The 21,739-nt window shown below is 52.8% G+C and carries 16 protein-coding genes; 6 read left to right on the top strand and 10 right to left on the bottom strand.

Translation table 11 applies throughout. From position 1 onward, the window contains the following. Window positions 1–180: 180 nt before the first annotated feature. Both FYJ24_RS06200 and FYJ24_RS06195 read left to right on the top strand, forming a co-directional pair. Window positions 181–5,076: a beta-L-arabinofuranosidase domain-containing protein gene (locus tag FYJ24_RS06200; RefSeq protein WP_154544632.1), complete on the top strand. Its 4,896-nt coding sequence runs from the start codon at window positions 181–183 to the stop codon at window positions 5,074–5,076. A 212-nt stretch (window positions 5,077–5,288) separates the two neighbouring features. Continuing rightward, window positions 5,289–8,402 carry a carbohydrate binding domain-containing protein gene (locus tag FYJ24_RS06195; protein WP_206192548.1) on the top strand — a complete coding sequence of 1,038 codons (3,114 nt, stop codon included), beginning with the start codon at window positions 5,289–5,291 and terminating at the stop codon, window positions 8,400–8,402. 378 nt (window positions 8,403–8,780) lie between these two features. On the opposite strand, the gene FYJ24_RS06190 is transcribed toward FYJ24_RS06195, so the two are convergent. From FYJ24_RS06190 to FYJ24_RS06180, 3 genes are all read right to left on the bottom strand, one after another. Then, window positions 8,781–9,071 (bottom strand): HipA N-terminal domain-containing protein, encoded by a 291-nt coding sequence (locus tag FYJ24_RS06190; protein WP_154544628.1) that lies wholly within the window; start codon window positions 9,069–9,071, stop codon window positions 8,781–8,783. Continuing rightward, a complete protein-coding gene (locus FYJ24_RS06185) occupies window positions 9,071–9,319 on the bottom strand; it encodes a helix-turn-helix transcriptional regulator (protein WP_154544626.1) in 249 nt (82 codons plus the stop codon). The genes FYJ24_RS06190 and FYJ24_RS06185 overlap by 1 nt, the downstream gene beginning before the upstream one ends. Window positions 9,320–9,570: 251 nt before the next feature. Beyond that, the gene (locus FYJ24_RS06180; RefSeq protein ID WP_154544624.1) at window positions 9,571–10,302 is read right to left on the bottom strand and encodes a FadR/GntR family transcriptional regulator; all 732 of its coding nucleotides are present in this window, start codon (window positions 10,300–10,302) and stop codon (window positions 9,571–9,573) included. A 146-nt stretch (window positions 10,303–10,448) separates the two neighbouring features. On the opposite strand from FYJ24_RS06180, the gene FYJ24_RS06175 reads away from it, so the two are divergent. Both FYJ24_RS06175 and FYJ24_RS06170 read left to right on the top strand, forming a co-directional pair. After that, window positions 10,449–10,985: a gluconokinase gene (locus FYJ24_RS06175; RefSeq protein WP_154544622.1), complete on the top strand. Its 537-nt coding sequence runs from the start codon at window positions 10,449–10,451 to the stop codon at window positions 10,983–10,985. Next, on the top strand, window positions 10,982–12,322 hold the full coding sequence (locus FYJ24_RS06170; protein ID WP_154544620.1) for a GntP family permease: 1,341 nt from the start codon (window positions 10,982–10,984) through the stop codon (window positions 12,320–12,322). Before FYJ24_RS06175 ends, FYJ24_RS06170 begins: the two co-directional genes overlap by 4 nt. Window positions 12,323–12,600: 278 nt before the next feature. Here FYJ24_RS06170 and FYJ24_RS06165 read toward each other — a convergent pair whose 3' ends face one another. Next, on the bottom strand, window positions 12,601–15,264 hold the full coding sequence (locus FYJ24_RS06165) for an AAA domain-containing protein (protein ID WP_154544618.1): 2,664 nt from the start codon (window positions 15,262–15,264) through the stop codon (window positions 12,601–12,603). A 158-nt stretch (window positions 15,265–15,422) separates the two neighbouring features. Between FYJ24_RS06165 and FYJ24_RS06160 the strand changes: the two genes are divergently transcribed. Next, window positions 15,423–15,968, top strand: a complete 546-nt coding sequence (locus FYJ24_RS06160; protein ID WP_154544616.1) for a VOC family protein — start codon at window positions 15,423–15,425, stop codon at window positions 15,966–15,968. Window positions 15,969–16,074: 106 nt separating this feature from the next. Here FYJ24_RS06160 and FYJ24_RS06155 read toward each other — a convergent pair whose 3' ends face one another. The 6 genes from FYJ24_RS06155 to FYJ24_RS06130 all read right to left on the bottom strand — a co-directional run bounded on the left by FYJ24_RS06155 (window position 16,075) and on the right by FYJ24_RS06130 (window position 21,068). Next, on the bottom strand, window positions 16,075–16,635 hold the full coding sequence (locus tag FYJ24_RS06155) for a hypothetical protein (protein ID WP_154544614.1): 561 nt from the start codon (window positions 16,633–16,635) through the stop codon (window positions 16,075–16,077). Between the two features lie 36 nt (window positions 16,636–16,671). Beyond that, entirely contained in the window at window positions 16,672–16,806 is a 135-nt protein-coding gene (locus tag FYJ24_RS13555; RefSeq protein WP_154544612.1) for a MetS family NSS transporter small subunit, read from the bottom strand. Further along, the gene (locus FYJ24_RS06145) at window positions 16,803–18,401 is read right to left on the bottom strand and encodes a sodium-dependent transporter (protein WP_154544610.1); all 1,599 of its coding nucleotides are present in this window, start codon (window positions 18,399–18,401) and stop codon (window positions 16,803–16,805) included. Before FYJ24_RS06145 ends, FYJ24_RS13555 begins: the two co-directional genes overlap by 4 nt. A 65-nt stretch (window positions 18,402–18,466) precedes the next feature. Further along, the gene (locus tag FYJ24_RS06140; protein WP_154544608.1) at window positions 18,467–19,123 is read right to left on the bottom strand and encodes an HAD hydrolase-like protein; all 657 of its coding nucleotides are present in this window, start codon (window positions 19,121–19,123) and stop codon (window positions 18,467–18,469) included. A gap of 90 nt (window positions 19,124–19,213) precedes the next feature. Beyond that, the gene (locus tag FYJ24_RS06135; protein WP_154544606.1) at window positions 19,214–19,861 is read right to left on the bottom strand and encodes a response regulator transcription factor; all 648 of its coding nucleotides are present in this window, start codon (window positions 19,859–19,861) and stop codon (window positions 19,214–19,216) included. Next, window positions 19,854–21,068, bottom strand: a complete 1,215-nt coding sequence (locus tag FYJ24_RS06130; RefSeq protein ID WP_154544604.1) for a sensor histidine kinase — start codon at window positions 21,066–21,068, stop codon at window positions 19,854–19,856. The genes FYJ24_RS06135 and FYJ24_RS06130 overlap by 8 nt, the downstream gene beginning before the upstream one ends. Before the next feature lie 110 nt (window positions 21,069–21,178). On the opposite strand from FYJ24_RS06130, the gene FYJ24_RS06125 reads away from it, so the two are divergent. Beyond that, window positions 21,179–21,736, top strand: a complete 558-nt coding sequence (locus tag FYJ24_RS06125) for a hypothetical protein (protein WP_225872036.1) — start codon at window positions 21,179–21,181, stop codon at window positions 21,734–21,736. The last annotated feature ends 3 nt before the right edge of the window (window positions 21,737–21,739 follow it).

The following is a 21,739-nucleotide window of genomic DNA, read 5'->3' as shown; positions in this document are numbered from 1 at the left end:
AGCTACGTCCATCTGTGGTGGGAGTGAAAGTCTTTCAGGCTAGCACTTCCACCACAGAAAAGCTAAGAGTGCGACCAGATGCAATCGGGCGCTCGCGAAATGCAATAAAGAATAAAAATCAATTTTTTGTCCATGATTTAATATCACATTTGCGTATACGTGAATGAAAAAAGGGGCCAAATGCCGAAAACGGTGAGGGCGCGGCGAAGCGCCAAGTTACGTCGGGGAACAATAGCAACGACTGTCGTCAGTTGCTTAGTGTTAGCCGCGGGTATGCAAGCTCCGTTAGCTTTAGCTGACGGGGTCACGAACCTTATCAGCAACGGTGATTTTGATAGCGGTATTTCACCGTGGCAAAAACAGGGAACTCACCTCAGCTTAGAGTCCAGTGATGACACAGCTGCTGGCGGCAAAAGTATGTTTGTTTCGAATCGCCAGGCTCATTGGAATGGCCCTTTGGTGGCTATCAATGAAGCATTGAATCATGAGGGCAGCTACACCCTGACCGGAAGTGCAAAGAACGCGGGCGAAACCGAGATGACGCTCGTCCCAGCAATCGGAAGTGGAGCCTGGAATCTACAGAATTTGTCCACGGCTGCAACAATTCTCCCGCCGGGAGAGTGGACGGATTTTTCTCTTTCGTTCTCTCCCAGGGACGCTACCGACTACTCCGCTGATATGGCGTACACCAATCTCGGTTTCGTCACTACCGGGTCCGAAGCAGTGGGTGGTTTCGTCAACTCGTTTTACCTTGATGACATCACTTTGGTCGACGATAACGAAATTATAGATACACGAAGATTAAATGAGGATAATCAAGTCCTATGGCTCAATTTCGAAGAGTCTTTGATTGATGATTCCCCGGCCGCTCGAAATGTCAGTCTTTGGGCAGGGGATGAATCCGTAGTTCCAACAGAATCCTACGACCTGGGGGTTCGTGAAGGAACCAGTTCCTTCAGTTTTGACGGGCAAACTGGCATAGATCTGGGGACGTCAGCCGATTTGCAGCCCGAAGACTTGACAGTATCATTTTGGTTCAGTCCAACACAGGTAATGCAAGGTGAACAATTATTCGCTTGGCATAAGGCATCATGGAATACCGATGGCTGGTATTTGGGAAGTCCTAACGATGAACGTCCTCTTGAACTGTCTGTTGGTGCGAGCACAGGGCAGCCATACAAAGTCAGTGCAACAGGTATTTCCAGGTCGGAATTTTTCCCTGTCGATGAATGGACTCATGTTGTTGTTGCATACGATTCCGAGACAAAAGATGTTGCGATCTATCGCAATGGGGTCCGGGTTGAAACGGCAATAGACTATTCGATTTCTAACGATTCACCGGGGACGATCGTTGGTGAGGACGCTTCAACAAAGGTGATTGGCTTCAACGGAACAATTCACAAAGGGTCATACCTTAATGGTCTTCTTGATGACTACCGTATCTATTCGGAGGTTGCCAATATTTCTGATGTTGTAAGCATATACGGCGAAAATAGGGACGATTTTGATCCGGTGTCGGTTGCGCAGCAGGATCTGGACGCGTTGGGCGTGCCAGCCTCCGCATCTAACGATTTTGCTCTGGCGACCTTAGGAAAACTGGGGTCAGAGATTTCGTGGAGATCCTCTGGTGCTGGAATAGAAATTGTCGAGGGGCCGTTGAATGCAAAAGTCAACCGGGGCACCATCGACCGCAAGGTAGTACTAACCGCCACAGCCAAGTATGGTGACATGTTGGGTGTCTCTAAGACTTTCGAAGTTACTATCCCGGCCACAGGAGAGGGACCGGCCAGGGTTGCAATGGATCCTGTCAACGAAATCGAGCTTGACGACTCATACATGGTCAATGCCGAACAAAATACGATCGATTACATACTTTCATTGAGTTCGGCAAAATTTCTCTACCCGTTCTATAAGACAGCAGGTTTGCCCACGCCAACTGAAGACCATTACACCAGTTGGGAGAGTCCGAATCCAGGGTGGCGTTTCACCGGACATTTCTTCGGCCATCGCCTTTCGGCATTGTCTAAAGGCTACTACGGAGGAATTACCGCTGAAGAACAAACCAAAGTAATCGACGAGCTAAAAATTGCTGTAAATGGACTCAAAGAGACCCAGGGAGTGTTCGCTAGCGCCGATCCGCAAAACGCCGGGTATTTGCCAGCATTCCCAGTCAATTGTCTGCCGACAGGCTGTGCAGCTGTTACCGGTGGGGCTGACAATCTCTTGGTTCCCTTCTACAACCTTCATAAGGTTGAGGCCGGACTCATCGATGTCTATACCTACATGTATGACATAGATAGGGATCTCGCCCTCGAAGCTCTCGAAGTTGCGTCAGACTTTGGGTTATTCATCAAAAACTGGGCAGAGCGTCAATCAAATCCCGCCTCAATCCTTAACACCGAATACGGAGGGATGAATGAGGCGCTCTACAATCTTTACCAAATCACTGGCGACCCGGATCACAAGCGCGCTGCAGAGTACTTTGATGAAGTATCTCTGTTCCGTGACCTGGCTGCTGGAAAGGACGTTCTCAACGGGAAGCACGCGAATACCACAATTCCGAAGTTGATTGGAGCAATCACCCGATATAGGACTTTCACCGAAAGAGACGATCTTGCCGAGCAACTGACGCAAGAGGAGAAAGACGAGCTCGAAATGTACCGGTCAGCGGCCGAAAACTTCTGGCAGATTGTCGTTGACCATCACACCTTTGCTAACGGAGGAAACAGTCGAGGGGAACATTTCCGGGAGCCCGATTCCCTATATACCCAAGGAACAACTGGGGATGGTCAAAGCAACTATCTATCGAATGGCACATCGGAGGGCTGCAACGAATACAACATGCTCAAGCTGACCCGGGAACTGTTTGAGCTTACTCACGACAAGAAATACGCAGACTATTACGAGTCGACTTTTATCAATTCCGTGCTGTCGACTCAGAATCCCGAGACTGGGATGATGACGTATTTCCAGCCTATGACAGTTGGTTACGCGAAGGCTTTCGGGACGCCAGAAGGAGAATTCTGGTGCGATCATGGTACCAACATTGAGAGCTTTACCCGCCTGAAGGACTCAATCTATTTCCGCGCTGAAGGCGACGTCTATATCAATATGTTCCGGTCCTCTGTTTTTGAAGATCGTGAGCACGGCTTGCAGCTCAGCGTGGTGGCAGATGTTCCATATTCACCGACAGTATCAATTGCAGTCGATGCTCTGGACGGAGCAATAGAGCCTGGCACGAATCTTAAGCTGCGCATTCCAGACTGGGTGGTTGGTACGCCTGAACTTACAGTCAACGGTGAGACACAAGATGTGGAGGCGTTGACTCAAGATGGATATGTGGTTATTCCCGCTGTCGCAGGGGATCAGTTGACGTACACGCTCAATGCGGAAGTTACGCTTCATGAAGATACAGAGAACCCAAATTGGGTTGCCTTCCACTATGGTCCGGTGCTCTTGGCAGCATCTGTAGGACCCATTGGAGACAACCCAACGTATAAGCACAACGTCAATGTCACCATGAGCCGGAAAGACCAGACGCTTGAAGACACGCTTGGTGTCACAGACATCGCCGCCTGGAAGGCAGGGGTCAAAGACAACATTGTTCGCACCGATGATGCGGAATGTGTCGCTTGTGAAGTAGCAGGAGCTGTTTCTTCCAAGTCATCATCCCTGCGTTTTGAGGTAAAGAATACGGAATCTATGTACGACAATCTCGTGCTGGAGCCCTATTACAGTCTCTATGACGCTCGGTATGGTATTTACTGGACACTGGAGGAAGCGGAGGTACAAAGCCCTGAACAAGAGATACTCAAGGCAAAGCAAGCTCTTCGTGATAAAGAGCTAAAGGTTGATGAGTTCTTCGAGTTTGACGATTCTAATGCGGAAGCTGGGCGCGGCTACAAGAAGAACAATTCGACAACGGGTACCTACAATGGTCGCAAATACCGCGACGGAAGCGTCAAGAGTACTGACACATTCTTCCAGTGGGAAATTGCTGTGCGCCCCGGCGTCGATAACTATTTAGGTGTCGACTACACCGGCGCCGACAGCGGTCGAACTTTTGACGTGTACGTCAACGATGTACTGCTGAAACACGAGACAATAGCGGATGCTGACGGATTCTACACCCAGTGGGACCTCATTCCCGCTGAGATTCTTAATGATATTGAAGTAAACGACTCATACCGAAAAGGCCCCGATGGGGAGTATCTTCTTGACGGAGCAGGCAACAAAATCCCAGCAGTGACAGTTCGTTTCCAGGGTGACGGAACCAGTTTTGTGGGAGGCGTCTACGGGATTAGGGTTCAAACTGCAGTTGAGTATAGTGACGTGGCGAAACTGACGGTGTTAGAGAGTTCCGAGGGTGTAATCACTCCTACTTTGGAAGACGGCACAACAGAGTACACGCTGACTGTTCCAGAAGGTACTCAAGAAACACTGCTGACTCTCTCCCCGGCGGTGCCTTCAGGGCTGGTGTATGTCAACGGGACATTGATTGATGACACAGAACCTTTCAAGGTCAGCTTCGCTTCCGATAGTGGACTTATCGACGTGACGACCTGCGCTCAGGACCACCAGACATGTGTTGCCTACCAGATTATTCACATGGAGGAAACCGATCCTGCTGTCCCTGCGGAGAAAGTCGCCGTCTTATTCAGCGCCAACGGTGGGGTGGGGCAGATGAGAGGGATTGAAGCTGAACGCGGGGAAACGGTAGTTTTGCCGGAAAATGAGTTCACTCGCGCTGGCTACAGCTTCGTCGGATGGAGCACCTCGGCTGACGGAAAAGAAGAAGTGCTTGCCGCTGGTGCGCGGTTCATGGTCCCCGATGAAGATAACCTCACGGCAGTGACGCTCTACGCCCAGTGGCAACAAGACCAGGGTAGTGACCTGGGAGAAGAAACCCCCGGGGAACCTGGCGGCAAAGATGATAACCCGGCAGGATCAGGCGATTCAGCCACAGATGAGAATTTGGCTAAATCGGGCTCAACAGCTGCGGGCCTGCTGGTAGGCGCCATCGCCCTATTGGTGGCTGGAGGAGCATTTATTGTGATTCGGCGCAGGTACGTCTAATGCAATGGTGGGGGTGTCAGTCGTTGGGCGCCCCCACCTAACATGCCGCCAGTCCGTTCGGTAGGAGTTGATACCCAGTGCGATGCTGCCCTTCTAGGAGGCGATGGGTTGGCGAGTTGGCTTATGTCTAAAATCTGGACGAATATCCAAAAAGGAAGTGAAAAATTGTGAAAGTGCGAATAGGTAGTGGAGTTGCGCGAAGGCGGGGTGTCTTGGCTACAGCTGTCACCGGGGTTTTGGTGTGTGGGACTCTCTTTGGCGCCGGGGCTGCAATGGCAGCAGAGGTCGAGCTCGTTGCAAATGGCGACTTTGAGGCCGGCAGTGAAGGGTGGAGCGCCGAAAAGGGTGGCACCTTGCAGGTTATTGATGATGGGTACGGTGGCTCACAGAAGAGTCTGGCAATTGTGGGCCGCACTGCAACTCAATCGAGTCCTTTCTACAACGTCAAAGGTAAGATCGCGGAAGGGGACCAGCTTCATATCAGTGCGAAACTCAAATATGAAGAGGGCGATGCGACTAAAGGATTCAACTTCACGTTGTGTCCTAATAATTTCGACGGAAAAATCTGTAAAGTCATCACTTCAGTAACCGCCACTAAAGGACAGTGGGCGTCCATCGAAGCTGATTTTACCGCCACCACGGATGAGTGGGAATGGCTGTTCTTTGAGAATAATTGGACCCCTTCACCGACTGCAGCCGACATTCCTGACTTCGTTATTGATGATGTTTCGCTGACGGTGCAGCGCAACACTGCTTCTCTTTTACCCGAGGGCAGTTTTGAAGATGGGTTCGAGGGATGGAGTACTGACGCAGAAGTAGTTGGACGGGAGGTCGGGGGGACTCTTTCCCTTGATACGACCAACCCCTACGAGGGGGATTCCAGCCTGAAGATATCTGGCAGGGAAAACACCTGGTCGGGGCCCCACGGAAAACTCACTGAAGAGATCCAGAAGGGCGCAACTTACCAATTCAATGCGGCGTTGCGCTACGACGAGGGACCAGAAACCAAAACCTTCGTCTTCACACTATGTGATGAAGGCTTCACTGGGGATGGATGCAGCAGAGTCCAAGAGGTCACCGCGACGAAGGGGCAGTGGACTACTTTTGATGCCGAATGGGTGGCTCCACAGGAAAACTACGTGTGGGGCGTTTTTGAGGTTCCATGGAAAGCCGCTGGCGAAGCAACTGCGGACGACCTGGTGGATTTCCAGGTTGATGCTGTCTCATTGGTGAAAACCAAAGATGCGCCAGAGGAGCCCAGCGTTCCGGGGCGACTTGCCGTTGAAGACGTCTTGGTCAAGCCAGTAGGTAACCATAATCCAATCAACCCGTGGAAATTTGGGGCCGACCCGCATGGCTTAGTGTGGAATGGTCGCCTCTACGTCTATGCGACCAACGACAATCAGGATTATGTTGGTCGCGACAAGGACAAATATGGATATCCCACCAGTGATGGGCAGTACAATGTTACGACTCTCAACATTCAGTCAACTACCGATATGGTCAACTGGGTTGACCATGGTGAGGTGCCGGTAGCAGGAAGCGGCGGCATCTTGCCATGGGCCGGGCGCTCATGGGCTCCCGCTGCCGTAGCGCGCGAAGTTGAGAATCCAGAAACCGGGGAAATGGAGAGTAAGGTTTTCCTGTACTTCTGCAACGGCGCCTCGGGAACAGCAGTGCTGGTGGGAGATTCCCCTCTGGGGCCATGGCGCGACGTGCGAAGCGAGGCCGGTTACGAAGGGAGTAAAAGAATGCTGATTTCTCAAGGAAATCCGATTCAGTTCCCCGACGGGATGTGGCTGTTTGACCCCGAAATCTTCGTTGACGATGATGGTCAGGCATATCTGTACTTTGGTGGGAACACCATTGGCGATGCCCCCAAACACCCTCGTTCAACTGCGGTGGTGAAGTTGCGCGACAATATGTACGAGGTTGCGTGTGGAAGAGCCGGAGAGGAAAGCTGTGAGGATGCCGTCAAGTTCATTGACGCTCCAGGAATGTTCGAAGCCTCGTCCCTCATCAAACACGATGGTAAATACTATTACAGTTACTCCGCAAACTTCAGTATTTCCTATGAAGAAGGCAAATATCCCACTCCTGGGTCAATTCCCTACATGGTCAGTGAAGACCCGCTCGATTTCCAGCCCGAACACTATAAAGGGGTCGCATTCGAGAATCCGAACAGGTTCTTCAAAGATGCAGGCGGAAATAATCACTCAGATATGATCGAATATAAAGGAAATGCCTATTTCCTCTATCATTCGCGCACGCTTGGAAAGGCGTGGAAGGAGGGGACAGACACTACATACCCGGTGTGGGGAAACCTTCGAAATACCCATGTTGAAGAGATGTTCTTTAACGATGACGGCACCATCAAACCTATAGAGGGTACTCTTGACGGACCTGAACAGATAGAAAACTTCAATCCTTATGGCAAGATCGAAGCGCAAACTTATGCGTGGCAGAAGGGGACCTATTTTGACATCCAAAAGGGTGAGTCCTCTACCGTGTTCCCAGAGCATAACAATGGTGGAAACGTACTGTTGTCTCGTATCCACAATAACGATTGGACAGGACTTTCAGCTGTCGACTTCGGTGATGACGGGGCAGCCAGCTTCACTGCGCGTGTTAAGGCGCTGGTTGAGGGCGCTCAGATCGAGGTTCGTTTGGATGATCCTGAAGAAGGGCCGGTCGTTGCCACTCTCCCTGTTGATAGCGAAATAGGGCAGTGGACGGACCTCACTTCTGAAGTCTCGGGTGCAACTGGCGTTCACGACGTATTCTTCGTATTCGTCGGAGATTCTGAAGATGCACTATTTGAAGCCGACTATTGGGAGTTTTCTCCGGCGGGAGATACTCCCAGTAGCTTTGAGGGCACACTAGGCGCTTCCAGTGTCTTAGCTGGTGGCACAGTCAGTGTTTCGGGATCGGGCGCCCAAGGAGTGGTGACAGTAACTCTTGATGGAACTGTTATTGGTAGTGGTAAGTCCAACGATCAGGGTCTCTATTCCTTCGATGTTACTGTTCCAGAGGGTACTGCCGCAGGAGAATATACGGTGACTGTTTCAGACGAGTCGGGATCTTCCTGGACCGCTAGTTTGCAAGTTTTGGCGGATGAAGAACCTGGTGGTGATGGAGGAGGCCAATCTTCTGACGGGGGTGGCCAGCAATCATCAGATGGCAACACAGCACCTGGTAAATCAACCGGTGGTTCCAATGACCTAGCGCAGACGGGCGCAACTGCCGGACTCTGGGCACTAGGTGCGGTGGTGCTGCTTGGTTCAGGTATCGCCTTGGCGGTCATTGGCAAACGACGCCGTCCGTAAGGTATCTGCTGTTCTAAGAGCACACAGGGAAAGAAATAGGGTGGCGAGGTGCCTGTGGGAATTCGGATTCCACAGGCACCTCGCCGCTTTGTGTGCAGAGATAGCTGATCATCTCAAGTATGAGATTTCCGCCGCGTGGGTAAAGCGAATGCAGCGAGGTACAGTTTTCGTGTTAGTTTTACCCAAACATGAGAGTAAATCTTGTCCAGACTGTCTACAGTTGAGCGAAGTGGTATACCGGAGGCAAAGGCCACGGTACATGTATCACATCTGGGGGCACTACAACCACCAGCCAGGTCTGATCGCCGTCGGTCAAAAACCGTAGGCGTGAAATGGTCAGACGATGTAACCGCCGCAGGTTTTGACCAGGGTAGAATTCTAGCGGGTGACGTACCGTCCGGTGATCCACCGCCCGTTGCGCCGTTCACCAAACTTTGCAGCCCAGCGACTGCGGACCTCTTCAGCGTCAGGCAGCAGATTTGATAACCAGGGCATCACCACATTGGGACCGTGGGCTCGCACGCTCTTGGGCATGCTAACCGACAGGGCTGTTGCGGTGCTGTCATCGCAGTAGGCCTCCTCGTAGAGGAACTCAACGTGTCCCCCCTCCCCGCGCATGATGTTACCGCAGAAGCGTCCATCAACCCAGACATCCAAAACCTCAGGCATTACAGTCCCTCGAAAAGTTGATCGAGCACGGATGATGGTTCATCGTGTTCGATAGAGACGATGTAGCCTAAGGTGGCGGCTACCGATAGAGCAGCACTTAGTGAGGGGTCTACCTTACCCGTTTCCAATGCATGCACCCAACGTCTACTCTTGCCCACGGCTTGAGCAAGGTCATCTTGTGTCATATTTGCATGCAGTCGGTGACTACGAACGAACTTAGCGAATTCCTTTTCAGACAACAATCGCATTGCGCATGCTCCTTGAGCAGTATTGTTCCCACTATCTATATTGAGAACAATAGTGCACTTCTTGTCGGGGGGGGGGGAGTTTTCTTCTCATACGTGCTAAATCGGGGGCGTATCTGAACCAAACCCCGCTAGTAAGCTGGCAACCAGGCAGCAAGCCAGTCCGGATGCGCATAATAGGAATGTCAGTCCCGCTTTAGTCCACGACGCCAGGCCTGTCGCCCAGGGGCGGTACGGAAGACGGGGAAACTGGCTCAGTTGTTGGCTGGGTCGCCATCGAGGCGGGTGCCGAAAGCCTCGCGTACCTCGACAAGAATTGCTTCCATTGCTGATTGGGCGCCTTCGCCATCTCCAAGAAAGACGGCTTCTGCGACGGCTTCGTGTGCTGCCAATGCTTCAGGTTTGGGGCGCTCTGGCATGAGTCCTAACTCGGTGCGTCCTTGCAAGACGACGGATACGACGTCACCCAATGCTGCGAAGAGCTCGTTGCCGCTTTCTTTGAGGATAAGCGTGTGAAAATCGATGTCAAGTTTCATGAATTCAACGAGATCGCCAGCTTCTCCGGTGCGCCGCATTTCTGCGGCCAACGGCAAGAGGAGAGCCCTGGTGTGGATGGAGGCGAGATGAGCGGTGGAGTGCGCGGCCATCGGTTCAACAGCGAGCCGCAACTGTGTTAACGTACGGATTTGCCCTTCGCGTTGTGAAGAGTGAAGACGCCAGTCAATTACTTGGGGGTTAAGAACGTTCCAATGCGACATGGGAAGCGGGTTTAGGCCCATGCGGCGACGAGTCTGGACCATTCCCATCTGCTCAAGGTGACGCGACACTTCCCGCGCAACCGTGCGCGAAACTCCAAATGATTCTTGAATTTCTTCGAGAGTGCGAGCCTCATCGGGGGACCACACCCCGTCAATAATTTCGATGCCAAGTTGCTTGGCTATTCCGTAGTGAAGCGGGTCTTCCCCGATTGACGCTGCCCGTGTCATCAGTCTCCCTGTCTTACATCCACTGAGCGATATTCTCTCACATAACACGCATATTTAAATAAAGACTCTTTAATGCTTGCTTAAGATTACGAAGAACATGTATCGTAGTCCCACATAAAGAAGTGGCGTCCAAGGAAGGACCAAAAATGACAACAACCCACGTGGTTGTCATGGGAGTTGCTGGCTGTGGCAAGACCACTGTTGCCCAGCTTCTCAGTGACCAAATGGGATGGATCCTGATAGAAGGCGATGACTACCATCCGCAAGCAAACATAGACAAAATGGCTCGCGGTATCCCGCTCACCGACGCCGATAGATGGCCGTGGCTGGATACCCTCGCAAACTGGATGGCACAACAAGAAGATGCTGGCAAATCCAGTATTCTCACCTGCTCTGCTCTCAAACGCAAATATCGTGACCGACTGCGAAGTGGTGTGCCTGATGTCCGGTTCATACACCTCGACGGTAGCGAAGAACTCCTAGCTCAGCGCATGCGCGAGCGAACTGGACACTTTATGCCGCCGTCGCTGTTGCCCTCCCAACTTGCAACATTGGAACGCCTCATGCCTGACGAAAATGGCGTCGTTATCGACATTGATACGACACCCGAACACATAGCTGCCGCAGCGGTGCAGTGGCTGCGTGGCCCCTCGAGCACATCTACAACTAGAGGTAGCGCATGACAACTCAACTTATTGTGGCGGCAGTAGCGGGGATTGCCACAATCGTCCTTCTGATTGTGTGGCTGAAAGTCCACCCGTTCCTGTCTCTCATGGCTGGTGCGGCTGTTATGGCGTTGGTTGCAGGAATGCCGTATCAAGACATGTTCTCAAGCTTTACTGCTGGGCTTGGCTCAACTGTTGCCGGTGTAGGCTTGCTGATCACTTTGGGGGCGATCATCGGGACCCTCTTGGTTTCGTCAGGAGGTGCCGACGTCATTGTGGACACCATCATGGCCAAAACCCCGCTGCAGCGATTACCCTGGGCCATTGCACTCATCGCCTTTGTCGTGGGTATCCCACTGTTTTTCGAGGTGGGCGTTGTCATATTGATTCCAGTCGTAATGTTTGCGGCGAAGAAAGCGAATGTCCCTATCGTCCTTCTCGGCATTCCAGCACTGGCTGGGCTTTCAGCCCTACACGGGCTAGTGCCACCGCACCCGGGGCCCCTCATTGCCATCGACTCGCTTGGTGCGAACCTCGGCCTCACCCTCGGATTTGGTCTGCTGGTTGCCATACCGACAGTCATTATTTCGGGTCCACTTTTGGGATCAGTGATGGCAAAATGGGTTCCCAACAAAGTCGATTCGGCTCTTCTTGCCACTGCAAGTGCAGAAAAAGAACTTGATAGAAAGCGACCTTCCTTTGCGTCCGCACTCACCGTAGTGCTACTTCCCGTATTCCTTATGCTGGCTCGCACAGTTGTCGAAATGGTTGGTGCTGAGGGCAGTGGATTCGGGGCGTTCATCGTCTTTGTTGGTGAGCCTCTCAATGCACTCACCATCACCACCGTTGTCGCAATGTTCCTCATGGGTTTCATGCTGTCACGCACCCGCCGTGAAGTCAGCGCAATTGTCGGATCGTCCTTTGGACCCATCGCAGGCATCCTCCTCATCGTCGGTGCTGGAGGCGGATTCAAACAAACACTGGTTGACTCAGGCATAGGCGACATGATCGCTACCGGGCTGGCTCAAGCAGCCCTACCTCCCCTACTGGCAGGGTGGATCGTGGCGGCAGTAATCCGTGTGGCAACCGGCTCAGCTACAGTCGCCACCATCACCGCCGCAGGGATTATGGCTCCGCTTGCGGGTGGACTGACCGACACCCACACTGCCTTGCTAGTCCTAGCAATTGGTGCCGGCTCAGTCTTCCTCAGTCACGTAAACGACGCAGGCTTCTGGCTGGTCAAAGAGTACTTTGGGATGACTGTTGTCGAGACATTCAAAACATGGTCGCTAATGGAAACAGTCCTGTCCCTAGTTGCTTTAGTAGCAGTCCTAGGCCTCAGTGTCGTTGTCTAGTGGTATAGGCGATTCGGCCTAGGCGCGCAGCGCATCTGAGGGCTGAATCGCTGAAGCCCGCCTGAAGCCCGGCATCCTTCAAGATTCCCACGACTTTGAGAGACATGTCATGATTCCCAACTGGTTGGGTCTATGAGGCGACCGGAAAGTAATCGCGTCTTGGCTTCGACTTGCTCTATCCCCTTGAATAAAACAGTGTCCCGGCTACAAATACCACACTGCCACAGGAATTATGACACTGTGATAGAGCAGGAGTAGCAGGAGGAGGGGGTAGGCAGTTAGGAGACAGAGATCAACTGGAAGTGTGGGTGTCCCTTAAGGGCGGCAAGAGTCTGCATTCCCGCAGAGGTGCAGTTCTCAATAAACTGCCAGTTGCCGATGATACATACCCTTTTCCTCGCCCTGGTCAGTGCCATGGTGAGGAACTTTGCGCCCGCGATACTGCGTTTGGGGCCTCTCGCATCTGCCGCAGATATCCAGCGGGGCTGGTCATCCTGCATCAGATCAATCATCACACAGTCGAATGTTGTGAACTGAAAAGTGCCTGTGGTACTGCATGCGGCGGCAATACCCAATTCGAGGAATCTTTCTTCCGCGGCCAGTGCCTGTACTCGGTATGGGGCAACATAGCCTGTGGTGTTGGGTGGTAATGCAGAAGCAAGGTGCGCGGCTACATCCACTGTCGCCGGGCACAATAGCCCTCCATTGTGTTTAGTAATGACAAGGTCTGAAAGGGCAGAAGTGTCGATGAAGGCAACGGTTGATTCCCGTCCGGGCGCTCCTTCTGAGACGTTTTCTAGGAGCCCGTCGTAGCACAAGCGATTGATTGTTTCAGTGACTATCTGCGGTCGATATTGGGCCTTGAGCGTGACACATCGGGGATGGTTCTCAGCGCTTTTGCGGTCGGTTATGCCAACAAGTCCAAAAATATCGCGCTGCTGCCACGCAGTGACATGTGGATTGGAGAAGGCCGCTTTATCGCGATAACTTTCCCCAATGGTGCTGAGGAAATCGCCGATGATCGTCAGTGTAGTATCGGCCAGGGCTGCCGCACACAGTACAGTAGTTGGACGGCTGGCAGCCGCCTCGTCAATAATCACCACGTCAAAGCGGCGGTTGCAGAGTTCGGGACTGGAAGGTATCGCTGCAAGAGTTGTGGCTACGACGGGGGCAGTGGAGATAATCCGTGAGTACTCCCGGTTGTATTCTTCGTCGAGAATATCCTTCAGCTTCTCAATGTGTTTCTTTTCTTCATCCAGAGCCGCCACATGGGAAAGCGCATCGTCGTAGCGGTCAACCAGCTCTGCAGCGTGAACTGGCGGAAATGAAGCTCTATCGCCAGAATTGCTGGATGATCTGACAATTTCTTGGCGTAGATCGCTAATGCGCCGTTGAGTTTCGCAAACCTGTGCTTGCACACCATCGAGTTCTTCGCGCAGCACAGTAATCTGCTGTTGCAGGCCGGCGTGGCGTCTCTGCGCTGCATGGAGCTCTTCATGATAGGCCTGGTAGGCATCCAACTGGTCACGAAAGGCCTTGATGTTCTCTGTTGCCTCATCAAGTTCGCTGAGGGCTTGGAGGCGATCGGCTTCAAGCTCAGCGAGTTCTGCCTCAGCCTCGGCCCGACTTATTTTCCGGCGCCTACCAACGCCGGGAAGCCTCGCGGACAATCCACCTTGGAGGCGAAGCGAGGCCAGTTCGACGCGCGACTTCGCAACACTGATGTGTTGCGAGATAATGGCGACGCGACTTTCTCTCTCTCGCTGCTCGTTCTCCCACCAGTTTTTCCACGTCTGCGTATCAGCCCTGTTGCGCTGAGCGAGTTCCATTGCAGTATCGAGGTCTTCCATGCTGCGGAATTCCTCTTCCAACTCAGCCAGTTGCAGCGTCACCTCACTGAGCTGTTCTTGCCGCGTACTGAGCGCCAATTCTTCCTGAGTTAACTGTGCTCGACGGCGATCATTCTCTCTTTGCGCGTGAACAGCGTCGAGATCGATGGACGCTGCGTGCAATTCATTGCGGAGTTCCACAAGCTCTGATCGCTGTGGGTGAGTTTCGTTGGCCCTCAACGCCTCATCAAGGATTGCGTGAGTCGCCGGTCGGTTGGTAGCGTGATCGGCAGCTTTGCTGGCTAACAGAAAATCGTGACGTCGAATTGAATCGAGTACTTTATCGCCGGAATCGCTGTGCCGGACGATAGTACCCGGGCGCAGTCCCTGGGCATGGGCCACCAGTTTTTCAAGGGCTCGATCGACTGACTCTGAGGTGGACGAGGTGACGAGAACAGATTGTCCGCGAAGCAGGGCCACCTGGATAGCCTGTGAGATCACAGTTGTTTTCCCGGTGCCGGGAGGACCCCATATCAAACCACCTCCGGGTGAGACCATGTGGAGTAAAGCCTGCTGTTGCCCCAAATTGAGGGAGGAAGGAAACGTGAGTTCCTCCGCACCACGATTTTCGTTCGGATGTGCTGCTTTGGGCCATAAATCGGTGACGAGAGGACCGCATTCAAGAGCTTTTAGAGCTTCGTATTCTCGAGATAGCTCCTTGACCAAGTTGGGATCAACTCGGAATACTCTCAGTTTTGTTGCGTCTTCCAGTAACGAGATAACTGTGGGGGAGATGGAGAGGTGGAGGTATCCATCGTCACGGCTATAGTCTCGAAAAGTGACAACATGGCGATTCTTGTAGTGGTATTTGTCAAGAGAACCATCTACTACCAGATAGAAACCTTCGCGCCAGTAGTCAGTCTTGCCCAATCCCACAAATATCTGGAGTTCCCGCTCCCCATTTCTCCAGGGGATGGGGCGGTCAGTGATCTCGAGGCCTTTTTCTTTGCAAAGGGCCAGCTCGAGGGTGGTCCGGGCAGCAGACACGGCTTCGGCATGGATTGCTGTCCATGTCATGGTATCGGCGGTACTTTCCGGGTGGTAAAAGGGCACTTTTAGACGATACCGCAGTGGCGGTTCTTTGCGGAAATTCGTCGTACCTTGACTGAGGATCGCGTGGTCTTCTCAGAGAAACCGGACGTGGGGAAAGGATGCCTGTGTAGGAGTGCCACACTAAAGTAGTTGTGAATTCAACTATGTGGGAGTCGGCTATGGACTCATCTGAAGTGGTTGGTGGCATCGCGCCAGAGACCGCGATGGGAGTAGTAACGCTACACGTCGCAGATATTGACACAATGAGTGCTTACTATGCTTCAGCTTTTCTTATGGAAGTGATGGACGAAAAAGTGAGGGGCAGCCACGTTGTCCATGTCCTAGGGCGCGGGGGGACCCCCTTAATCCGATTAGTGTCAGCCAAAGATCTCCCGGTAGGCAGTCACCACTCAGCCGGCCTGTACCACACTGCATTTCTTTTCGAGTCGCCGCAAACGCTGGCAACCACGGTGTACCGCGCGGCTCAAAACCCATTGAGCAGATTTGTGGGCTCTAGCGACCATACCGTCAGTGAGGCCTTTTACTTCACCGATCCTGAAGGAAATGGTGTCGAACTCTATGCTGATCGCCCTAGAAGCATGTGGCCTATTGTCGATGGAAAAGTTGCTATGGACACCCAGTGGCTTGACCCAAATAACTACTTGGAGCAGCATCTCTTGGGTTGGCGGATGTGGCCATCACGCTACCTGACCAGCAAAGCCTAGAAGATACAAGACGCCGTCTCTACGATCGAAATATCCCCTATAGCAGCAAGGACAACAGCATTCACCTCAGTGATCCGTGGTCCACGTCCATCACGCTGAAAGTGAGTTAAGAGTCGCCATGGAGGTTCTTCGGGCGCACACCTGGACTCTTTTGTGAGGGGTAGCATCGCCATGGGGTGTCATGAGTTGAGGCTAACGTGACAAGCGGAGCTGTGGTGAGATACCGGGCTCCAGCGGCGATTCTCTCTTGCAAAAAGGATAAGACGGTTGTCGCGCTCTGCCCCTCAGGTAACGGGCTGGGCATTTCGATACTGAGGGCAAGAATGATTTCCTGACAGTTCAGCGCTTGTTGGCAAAAGGGAGAGAAAGATTCCCCTAACTTGGCACCGGCGAAAATGCCTGCCAATGTGTCAAAACCCTTTTGGACAATGGTATCTGGCAGTTTTACCGGTATTTCCTTGACTGAAGGGTGAGCGTAGTCCTTGGCTTCTATGAGATAGAGAGTGTGTGCAGCGGGATCAAGGGCAACCACGTCACAGCCTTTAGCTTTGATTGCGCCACCGGAGAGCTGCGAATGCAGAGGCCACTTGTCGTAAATCAGTGCCTGCCACCCGGCAGGAAACTCAAATGTGCGACCGTCAATGGTGACGGTGAGAGCCTCATCCACATATATCAGCGTAGCGTGACAGAGGAGACTACGCTGCTATATAGCCTCGGAATCGCCTGTTTCAATGTGGGAAACATCTGGGTACCTGCGTAGTCGAAGAAGGCTCCATGTGAGCCCACCCCAAAGAATTGTTGCTGAAGTTGCAAGGCAGAGAATCGCAGGTACTGTCACGAGCGTGTCTCCTTTCGAGCTTTACTAGTCAAAATCTCTTGTCTATCGTGGTCCACTTCGGCGGCAAGCGCAAGGCTGTCTTCTTGTGGGATCACATCGGCACCCGGACGCCGATATTTTCCGTAGCTAGCCGCAAAGCTGGCAATAAGGAGAACTGCCAGAGTTCCCCATCCAGCAACCAGCACGAACCACGTGGGTAGACCGCCATAGCCGGATCGTATATATGACAAGGTTCCTGTTACGAGAATTACCGCGAGGATTGCGGGGGTGACTGCCACGATCATCACTTGCCATAGTCGTCCCACTTTGAACGAAGAGACCGCGTTGATATGAGCCGCTAACTCGGGAGTCTTGCGGGCAACTATCCCCACCAGAATGAGTGATACGACAGCCGATCCAACAACGCCGATGTTGTTGATGAACGAGTCGATGACATCGAGAGCGTAGAACCCACTGGTGGTTGCAAAGATGAGCAGCGAGGGGATCGCCACAGCCACGCCGACGGCAATTCCTGTGCGCCGAGAAGTCCAACCAGTTTTGTCCTGTACGGCTGCTGCTATCACCTGAAGAATCGACAGCAGAGAAGAAAAACCGGCTAAGACCAATGAGACAAAAAAGAGGACCCCAACTACGACACCACCGGGCATCTGTGAAAGAAGAGTTGGGTAGGTCATGAAGGCTAGTCCGACGCCTTGAATATTTTCTAGTTCACCTATGGAGGTTCCCTGGTTTGAGGCTAGGAATCCTAGAGTTGCAAATACCCCGATACCGGCGATGATTTCAAAACTTGTGTTGGAGAAGGCAACGACTAGACCTGACCCTGTGAGGTCGCTCTTTCTGCGCAAATATGAGGAATACGTCAGCATGATTCCGAAGGCGACCGAAAAGGAAAAGAATATGTGCCCGTATGCGGCAATCCACACCTGAGGGTCAGCGAGGGCTTCCCAACTGGGGGTAAAGAACGCGTTGAGTCCGTCGATAGCTCCGGGAAGAAAAAGCGAATAGATCACGATGCTGAGGAAGGTGATTGCCAGGAGTGGAAGAGTGATTTTATTGACCCGGTCGATGCCGCGGCGAATTCCCAGCGCCAACGCTGCGATAGTCAAAACCCAGATGAACAGCATGGGGATGAATGCTGCGGGAGCGAAAGAGAGAGTGAAGCCAGGTTGGTCGGCGGTTTGTAAATGTTTGTGTAGGAAGAACCCGACGGCGTCATCGCCCCAAGCTTGAGTGATCGCGTACAGCGAGTACGCTACAGCCCAAGCAATGACGGCCGCATAATATGCTGCGATGACGAAACAGATGCCAACCTGCCACCAGCCAAGGGGTTCGAAGGACTTGCGCATCCGGCGAAACGTTAACGGTGCCGAAGCTCGATAACGGTGTCCCATGGCATAGTCTAAGAACAGCATGGGAAGGCCAGCGGTAAAAAGTGCGATGATGTACGGAACCAGGAATGCCCCGCCACCGTTCTCGTATGCGACCCCGGGAAAACGCCAGATATTGCCTAAACCTACAGCTGAAGAGATCGCCGCAATGATAAATGCTGTTCGCCCACCCCAAGTTTCGCGGGTAGGTGCTGAGGAAGAAGTCATGATCGCAGAGTCTAGTGCACCTATCACTTATGAGGTGCGGTGTATCCGTATCCAAGAAGTGTTGTTTAAAGCAGGATGGTGCGAAGCTCCTCAACCGATGCTGCTTGGGCTATCACAGCAGGCGAAACAAACTCTTCAGCTTCTCCGTAGCCCCACAGTGCAGCGATGGCCTTTATCCCGGTAACCTCAGCCCCTTCCGCATCAAAAATCCGATCGCCGACCAGCACGGCATTGTCAGAGGAGATGTTCTTGTCTGACAAACGCTGCAGCGCATCGATAATCACACTGACTTTAGTGCAGGTTGGGTCGGGTGTAGCGCCTGCAATAACAGTAAAGTATTGGGCGATATCCCAATGTTCCAGTTGCCGTTTTGCTGAACGCTCCATCTTTGAGGTGGCGGTGGCTAACGGGATACCAGCATCGTGGAGGTCACGGACAAGCTCACGGATCCCCGGGTACAGGGGTGGCTCCAGGAAACGGGGTAGATAGTGAGCCCGGTAAATTTCAACGGCTTTTGTGATCTGATCTGTTGGAACTCCACCAATGAGGTTGAACGAAGATGCTAGAGGGGGACCCACAACTTTGCGGAGTTCCGGACCGGCAACCGGTGGCAGGCCGAGCTCTTGAAGTGTCTGGGCGAAGCATTCCATCACTAGATCCCCGGACTGCACTAGCGTGCCGTCGACATCGAATAGGACAGGGCTGAATGGTTTCTTCGACATATATCCACCATAAAGGCTTGAAGGTCAAAGCTGGGATACCTTGTGGCGCGTGGACACAAACGAAACGTAGAACACCTATCTGTGTGCCACTCACATGAACATGAGTTGTCCTAGTTCAACGCGAGAAGTAACTCCTGTTTTACTGTAGAGAGACGCGATATGGGTTTTTACCGTAGTGACACCGATATTGAGATGATCGGCGATTGCTTGGTTTGTCATTCCGGTAGCTACCAGTTCAAGGACTTCTTGTTCGCGCTCGGTGAGAGCCTTATGCAGAGGCGCTTGGCGCATGCCTGAGTGAGGAAGGGCTTTGACTGCGACTAAACGCTCGATGATTCCCCCAGCAACCGCGGGGTCAATGACATGGTGGAACTGTGCGACGTGGCGTACCGCTTGGACCAATTCTGGACCGCTAGCACTCTTGAGTAGATACCCGTGGGCACCGGCGGCAAGCGCCTCGGCCACAAGCTCATCAGAATCGTAGGTGGTGAGTACTAATACTCGAGTGTCTGTGTGCGAGGTGATTCTTTCAGTAGCCCATATGCCGTCAGTTCCGGGCATCCGCAGATCCACTAGTGCAACGTCGGGAGAATACTTGGTGCAGGCTTCAACGGCAGAAAAACCGTCTTCGACCTCAGCCACCACGGATATGGTGGGATCGGTGGCCAGTATCGTCGCGACACCACTGCGAACAGCTTGGTGGTCATCGGCAATGACTACTCGGATTTGCTCAGTCATGGAGGTGGTTCCTTAGTTCTCTTGTGGGGTAGGAACGGGGGATGGCGATGGTGGCTACCCATTGATCGTGTGCTGCTTGGTATCGGGAATCCAAGGTCACTGCAGTTCCTTCGAGTAACATACGTGCTCCGGCTAGGCCAATTCCGCTTCCAGAGGTGGGGTGGTTATCCTTAGCGACGTAGTTGCGGACGGATATTTCTAACATGGCAGAAGGTGTGGAACCGGCAGTGATCTCGATATTTCCAGTGCCGTATTTGCTGGCATTTGTTATGAGTTCTTGGAGAACACGAATGGTGAGGTGCTGCAATGGATCTGGAAGTGCTGAGAGGCCATCTAACAGTTTTTCCTGAGAGGATTCTTGCCACAGAAGTGTGCGCGACAGAGGGAGTCTGTCAGATAGTTCTTCTATCTGATGCCTGGTGGGCGCCTCATGTGAAGTCTCTAGAACTTCAACCGCATTGAGGATTGCTATGAGTCTGCGTAGTTGACGGTCTGCTTCGTGGGTTCCTTTGGCGGCTTGGTCAAGAGCATTTCCCACCTGGCTGGGGGACTGCGTCACCTGCATGCGTCCGGCTTCGATATGCAGGCTTGCTGCGGCGATGTGGTTGGCAACTAAATCATGGAGGTCGTGCGCGATCCTCTTTTGCATGCTTTGTATTGTGCGTAGATGGTCTTGGGTAAGGCGATCTCTGGTGCGGATACCTTCACTGCGAACATTCCACCCCCACGCTGTGGCGATGGCGACAATAAAGGCGTATTGAAGGATGACCGGTACAATACGCAGATTCGCGGGTTGAAAAACGATGAAAACGATCCCCATGATGACAGCAATGCTGAGCATGCAGGTGAAAAGGACTCGTACGGCGCGGTCACTCGAGTATTTGATGGCGCTGAAAACCATATCGGAATAGATCACGATGACGCCGATGCTTCCCCCGCATAGCACATCTACGACGGCAAGTACTGTTCCTGCCCCTAGAGCACTGATGGGGTACGTGGAGCGCGCGGCGCATATGACACTCATGCCACACAGTAGTGCGAAGAATCCCCATGGGCCAATAGAAAAGACGGCGACCGCCTGCCAAATAGGAAACAATCCAAAAGCCAAGAAAAGAGAGCCTAGAATCGCGTAGCACAATGCGATGAGGGCATCTCTCAGGCGCGGGCGGTCGTCTACTTGGCGCCACAACCGGGAGATTTTCCGCATCACCTAACTATTCTCACCCATGTAGGTGAAAGATTTCCTCATCCGATCGAATGAGGAAAAGCGGCCTCTTGCAGGATCAACTTTTGCCGCAATCTTGCAAGACTTGCCCAGTGAATATCATTGTCGCTGGAATTATTGCGTGTGAAATCGGTTTTTGGATAGTCCTAGGCTTAGGATTGGCGACTCGTTACCTATTGCGCGCACGCAAGCTCTCAACGATCCTTCTTGCATGTGTGCCGTTGCTGGATGTGGCTCTGTTATCCTTCATTGTCTGGGACTTGGCAGGTAACGAGGCCACTGCCGATGCTGCCCACGGCCTGGGGGCCCTTTACCTGGGCATAACAGTGGCATTTGGTCACAGCATCATCGCTTGGGCAGATGGGTGGTTTTCTTATCGTTTTGCCGGAGGCCCACGTCCGCAGAAGCCCCCGAAATCGGGTCGCGCATACGTTGAATATGAATGGCGTGAATGGGGAAAAATGCTGCTGTGTGCTGTCATCACTAGTGCGGTGATTCTATTGATCATACTGTTGGTGGGGTACTCGCCTCGAACAGAAGCATTAGCATGGTGGATTCCACGCGTGTGGATGGTCACCGGAATATGGCTGGTCGGTTGGCCCGTGTGGGCCAGTATCCAGTATGGAACCCGGCAGCGTCAGCCTCAGTGAAGG

This window comes from Scrofimicrobium canadense (assembly GCF_009696615.1).
In the GTDB taxonomy this organism is placed as follows: domain Bacteria; phylum Actinomycetota; class Actinomycetes; order Actinomycetales; family Actinomycetaceae; genus Scrofimicrobium; species Scrofimicrobium canadense.
Note: the sequence above shows the minus strand (reverse complement) of the source record. Positions and strands in the feature narration are given on the sequence as shown.

Excerpts from the sequence above, each read along its gene's own strand:
- FYJ24_RS06200 (WP_154544632.1), top strand. The coding sequence starts at position 181 with ATGCCGAAAACGGTGAGGGCGCGGCGAAGCGCCAAGTTACGTCGGGGA.
- FYJ24_RS06190 (WP_154544628.1), bottom strand. The coding sequence starts at position 9,071 with ATGCCTGAGGTTTTGGATGTCTGGGTTGATGGACGCTTCTGCGGTAAC.
- FYJ24_RS06185 (WP_154544626.1), bottom strand. The coding sequence starts at position 9,319 with ATGCGATTGTTGTCTGAAAAGGAATTCGCTAAGTTCGTTCGTAGTCAC.
- FYJ24_RS06180 (WP_154544624.1), bottom strand. The coding sequence starts at position 10,302 with ATGACACGGGCAGCGTCAATCGGGGAAGACCCGCTTCACTACGGAATA.
- FYJ24_RS06175 (WP_154544622.1), top strand. The coding sequence starts at position 10,449 with ATGACAACAACCCACGTGGTTGTCATGGGAGTTGCTGGCTGTGGCAAG.
- FYJ24_RS06170 (WP_154544620.1), top strand. The coding sequence starts at position 10,982 with ATGACAACTCAACTTATTGTGGCGGCAGTAGCGGGGATTGCCACAATC.
- FYJ24_RS06160 (WP_154544616.1), top strand. The coding sequence starts at position 15,423 with ATGGACTCATCTGAAGTGGTTGGTGGCATCGCGCCAGAGACCGCGATG.
- FYJ24_RS06145 (WP_154544610.1), bottom strand. The coding sequence starts at position 18,401 with ATGACTTCTTCCTCAGCACCTACCCGCGAAACTTGGGGTGGGCGAACA.
- FYJ24_RS06140 (WP_154544608.1), bottom strand. The coding sequence starts at position 19,123 with ATGTCGAAGAAACCATTCAGCCCTGTCCTATTCGATGTCGACGGCACG.
- FYJ24_RS06135 (WP_154544606.1), bottom strand. The coding sequence starts at position 19,861 with ATGACTGAGCAAATCCGAGTAGTCATTGCCGATGACCACCAAGCTGTT.
- FYJ24_RS06130 (WP_154544604.1), bottom strand. The coding sequence starts at position 21,068 with ATGCGGAAAATCTCCCGGTTGTGGCGCCAAGTAGACGACCGCCCGCGC.